Source organism: Phormidium sp. FACHB-1136 (assembly GCF_014697375.1).
In the GTDB taxonomy this organism is placed as follows: Bacteria; Cyanobacteriota; Cyanobacteriia; order Phormidesmidales; family Phormidesmidaceae; genus Nodosilinea.
In genome coordinates, this window is record NZ_JACJRS010000187.1 from 1 (window position 1) to 4,693 (window position 4,693).

A 4,693-nucleotide genomic window follows, 5' to 3' on the forward strand; every position below is an offset into this window, starting at 1 on the left:
TTGCTAGGGGCGGTTTGGGTGATTCAGCAAAGGTTGATGGGTGAAGGCTACAAGATTCCGGATGACTTTGGCGTCGTGATTCGATGCCTGCTGCCCTCGGATGAGGCTAGTTTTGTCGGTGATTTTCAGCGTCGCGTGATATCGGCCTTTGAGCAAGGCTTTATGACCCCAACCGGAATCCTTCAACCTCAGCTTTGGAGCTTTGACTGTCAACCGGAAGGATTGGGCGTCACTCGCTCATTCCTGAAGGAGCATCCTGAACATCGAGATGCGACGGTATTTATGCTCGGCCACCGCAATGCCACGGCGGTGATGATTCGAGGGGGAGAGCCTAAAACGCTCAGGACATCGAATCTGGGGTTTAGAGTGTGCCTCGATATGCTCCATGGAGCCCATGGGGTCTCAACCGAACGATTGATGGAAGTCGCCTTTGAAGCCCGCCTGAAAGACGACTTTTACCCCTACTATCGTGTCACCTCCTACAGTGACCCTGATCTGAAAGAGAAGGCAGGTCGAGAGCTGTGCCAGGGGTTCAGTAAAGCGAACCATGCCTACTGTGCACGACTTAAAAACTGGATTGACAATATGCTCTCAGACGATAAATCCACGGCCATTGTCTTCTGTGGTGGCGGCGTGAATGCGGTGGGTTTATTACTTGAAGACTGTCGGCCTGACCTAGAACAATACTTTGACTACGGCATCGACATTCCAGAGTCGATTGAGGTCAGGCCAGAGTACGTCAATCGACTCGAAGATGTTTACAGCGTATTTGAGGGGATGCGAGCGGAGTTTAAGTTTCCTAAGCCTAAGTCTTCCCAATCATCAGCCTCTCAACCGTTGGTTGGCTAGGTTTAATGGTTTGTCGTTTTTGTAGGTGTGGTTCATCATGGCTAAATCTGATTCTCGACTTTTTATCACACCCTCTACCGATCTAGATGAGTTTATCTTCAACGGTCTAAGAGAGGGAGGTAATGCTTCTACCAAGAGTACTCGAGCCATTGTGACGTATTACCTCGCTGAAATGGCGTATCAAGTTGACCCCAATCTAGACGATCCAAAGCTGCGGATGGCAGTGCTTAAGTCTATCCATGAGTTAGAGGCTCGAATCAACCTCATTAAATCTTTGTTCCCTGATCTGGTTTCGACACCGCTATCGACTCAGGACATGGAGCCACCTAGCTTCAATCATGACCAACCGAGGCTTCAGGTGGTGCCAGATCCTGTTGAACCTGACCAACGTGAGGCCCGACCCGATAAGACTGACTCAAGCCCGACATCAGCCGTAGAGATTGATACGTCAGATACGCCCTGGGCCGGGCTCACGATTATCAGCGAGAAAGAAGCTTAGCGTTCGGGATTATTTATGAAAACCACTGCTCAGTATAAAGAAGGCCAAACAATTTCTGGCCTTCCTCCCTTTCCTTCGATTCATATCATTGATTCATTCTCAGGCGGAAAGGGCAAATCGACATTTAGTCGATTTCTGGCCCATCACATTGAGTACAACGAGTTCAATGGTGTCTTGTTTGATGCGGATCTAAAGACCACCGATGGGTCGGTGAAGGGCAATATCAGTCCCATCTACCCAGAGACGATTGATCTCGATATCCGCACTGAGCTGGGCTATGGATTCTCCAAGGCCAATAAGCAGATCATGGATTGTTTAAGGTCAGGCCTAAACGTATTCCTCAACCTGCCGGGATCAAGTTTTGAGTTTTCGTCGGCCTGGTTGCGGGACAGTAACCTGCTCGATGTCCGTCTCAAGCTGTCTGGAACGGATTATATCTATGAGGCGGTTGAGCCAGAGCCGTTCCAAGATTTGACGGCGGGTGCATTGGCGGGGGAGCGTTCACCCCTACTCAATCTGGTCTCAAATCAGCCCAGTTTGGAGGACTTGATAGCGGGTCAGCAGCCTCGCATTCACCGCTGGCACCTGTGCGGCTGCACTGAGACCGATGGTCAGGAGTTTATGGCGGCAGTTCGCTACTATGACCAGCTTTGCCCTGGCCGCATCCATCACATCCTGGTACGCAATGAGGCGCTGCTGCCCAGCTCTTTGCGGATTGACTGGGAGCCTCTGTATGAGGTGGAGGGACTATCGGATCTGGTTTGCCGGAATGACATCTACACCGTTGACTTTCCTCGACTGGCTCAACCCGAAGTGGATATCCTCAATCGAGAAAAGCTGACCTATGCCGCCGCCATGGCCCGCCTGGATTTGACGACGACGAGTCGGGGCCGCCTCTATCGGTTTTTGAGGGACACCACGATTCGGATTACCGAGTCTGGCTTGATGGACAACTTGGTCGAACTGACCACGATGAAGCCAGCCGAAGCCTACAACCCATCCAACTTCAGGATGGGCACTCGTCAGCCCAAGGCTAAGTCCAAAGCTAAGTCTGAGCCTAAACCTGAGTCTAAGGCTGAGTCTGAGTCTAAGCGTAAATCTAGGGCCAAGTCCAAACCCAAGTCTGAACCTCAGCCTACGCCTGAGGTTGACCCTGTGGCTTCAGAATCAGACTTCAGCCCCCCTGTTGTTGAGGCTGACGTGCAACAGGTGAATGAGAGGGTCAGCGGTGGGATGTATCAAGCTGAAAATGGTGATTGGATGGATGACCTGTCAGACCCGGATGACGATTCGCTGACCTACGATGAACTGGGCCTAGGGGGCGAATTAGAGATCGTCGATGCCGATGATCCTGAGAGGCTGATGGCTGAGTCCTCTGGCGTCGGTTTGGCTGGAGTCTCCCACTCGAACGGTCACAAGGGTTAGGCCATGGTTCAGACGCAACGACCGACAGAAGCCTCCACGCTCCAGGGCTTGATGCAGCTCATCGCGCAAGGACGAGACGGTGAGTTGGTTGATACAGAGCCGCCCGACCCACCTGGCGATGAGCGTTACCACTATGTCCCTGCGCCTCGGGTGCCGCCTGCCTTAGCCGAGCAAGCCCGACAACGGCTCAAGCAAGAGAAAGCGGCCGCGATTTGGACTTTGTTTCAGGAAGGCTCACCCGTCTGTCAGGGGTACAGCCCAGAAGAAATCGTTTGGGTGTTGCGCCGCCTCCAGGAACGTTATGAGCGACAGCAGCTAGAGTCCATGGGCGACCACCTCACCCGGTTTGACCTAGCCCTTCAAGACCAATCCCCTGAATTCAAGCAGACGGTGTATCAGGTGGCGACGCAATGCGGCGTTGGGCCTGATGATCCGCTGTTTTCGATTCTCTACAGCACGGGCCGATTGGAGGCGTTGCTGCGCCATCGTCCCCAGGAGCTTGAGCAGGCGTTTCGAGCGTTGCTCAAGGAAGAATGCGACCAGGCGGTGGCGGTCATCAACGCTTCAGCGGATAGTGCCGTGCAGCGTCAGCGAGCAAAGATCACGTCCATCCTGAATCGGCTGTTGTTGGTGAGTTCGCTTAACTCCTTTAAGGCGGCGCTGAATGCGGCTAACCTGACGATTGCGGCCATTAGCGTCCTCGTTGTCGGGGGTGCCTTCTTTGGGCTAGGACGAACGATGGGGTACAGCCAACGGCCTCCCCTGGTGACGGGCAACGTGCGCCTCGACCAGGAACAGGCCGAGGCCTTGCGGTGGGTGATGAGTGATGAAGGCCAGCGGGCTCAGGAGTTGTGGTCGTGGAACCGCAACCTGGTGCTCAATGGCCGCTGCCAAAACCAGCTCTCTGAACAGGGTGTGGCCCTGGCGATTGAAGGAGAGGTGGCTGAATCGGGGGCCTGTGCGCTCTGGGTGGTGCCGCCCGACCAGCGCACCTTCAGAGGCGACTAGAACAGGCTGATTTGGTGGATTTGCGGGGATTCGGGTTGGTCGGGTTCAGGTCGGCTGGCCATGGGGTGATGGCCCCGCGCCACCACCTTGCGTCGAATCGTGAGCTGAAAGTCTCGCCGTTCGTAGGGATCCGTGATGTCCAGTTTGAATTGACTTGCATCTCCAGCAGGGAACAGTTCGGGGTGGGCCTCTAGCACATGGGCGAAGGCGTTCAAGCAAATGGCGGAGAGATTGTGGCTCAGTGGTGCGACATGGGTGTAGGGCTGAATGGCACAGACCAGCTCTGCAGCGGTGCAGGTTTGGCCGGGTTTAGCTCGTCCAGACAGTTCATCAAGGATTAACCAAAACCGTTCTAACCGAACCGCTTTGACTAGCCTTTCGGTCGTTTCCTGGGGCAAATCCCAAGCTTGCTCAGGCTTGCCAAAAATCACAGGGCCAGTGAAATACTTGAACTGCTCAGTGCTGACTTTGGTGCCATTGCCATGGATGAACAGTAACATGGCCAGCATAAATCCAGCCTCATTTAAGAGGGCCGCCATGGATTTTATCGTGGCATAGGGATCGGCTGTCGTGGACGGGGCTGTAGGGGTTGTGAGCAACATCACAAGAACGGAGTAACAACGCCCACCCAAAGCGATAGCTGACCGAAGGGTCTGGGATGCCTGACGTTGTCGCTATGACTTTAGATAGAGATTTAAGTCAATGGGGAACTTAAATTTGGCTTGAATCTCTGTCGAATGGACGGGGGTTTATGGGCATAGATTGTTTAGCCTAGGGTTGTTTGTTGTATGTCATTCCTATTAGCTTCATCATGGTTAATGAATACGAAAACAACGATTCTAGCTACGATAAGGCTTCGGGTTACGGCACTCCTGAACCGGGCTCTGGCTATGGCACCTCTGGATTTGAGGA

5 protein-coding genes are annotated in these 4,693 nt (G+C 53.6%); 4 read left to right on the forward strand and 1 reads right to left on the reverse strand.

The window, feature by feature from the left end:
- The 4 genes from H6G62_RS26035 to H6G62_RS26050 all read left to right on the forward strand — a co-directional run.
- Positions 1 to 849, forward strand: an 849-nt coding sequence (locus tag H6G62_RS26035; RefSeq protein ID WP_190500612.1) for a hypothetical protein, incomplete at its 5' end; no start/stop codon positions are given.
- Between the two features lie 37 nt (positions 850 to 886).
- Entirely contained in the window at positions 887 to 1,348 is a 462-nt protein-coding gene (locus tag H6G62_RS26040) for a hypothetical protein (protein WP_190500614.1), read from the forward strand.
- A 15-nt stretch (positions 1,349 to 1,363) separates the two neighbouring features.
- A complete protein-coding gene (locus tag H6G62_RS26045) occupies positions 1,364 to 2,773 on the forward strand; it encodes a hypothetical protein (RefSeq protein ID WP_190500616.1) in 1,410 nt (469 codons plus the stop codon).
- Positions 2,774 to 2,776: 3 nt separating this feature from the next.
- Complete coding sequence (locus H6G62_RS26050) at positions 2,777 to 3,781, forward strand: DUF6753 family protein (protein WP_190500618.1); 1,005 nt, start codon at positions 2,777 to 2,779, stop codon at positions 3,779 to 3,781.
- On the opposite strand, the gene H6G62_RS26055 is transcribed toward H6G62_RS26050, so the two are convergent.
- On the reverse strand, positions 3,778 to 4,320 hold the full coding sequence (locus H6G62_RS26055; RefSeq protein WP_190500620.1) for a hypothetical protein: 543 nt from the start codon (positions 4,318 to 4,320) through the stop codon (positions 3,778 to 3,780). The genes H6G62_RS26050 and H6G62_RS26055 overlap by 4 nt on opposite strands.
- Between the last annotated feature and the right edge of the window lie 373 nt (positions 4,321 to 4,693).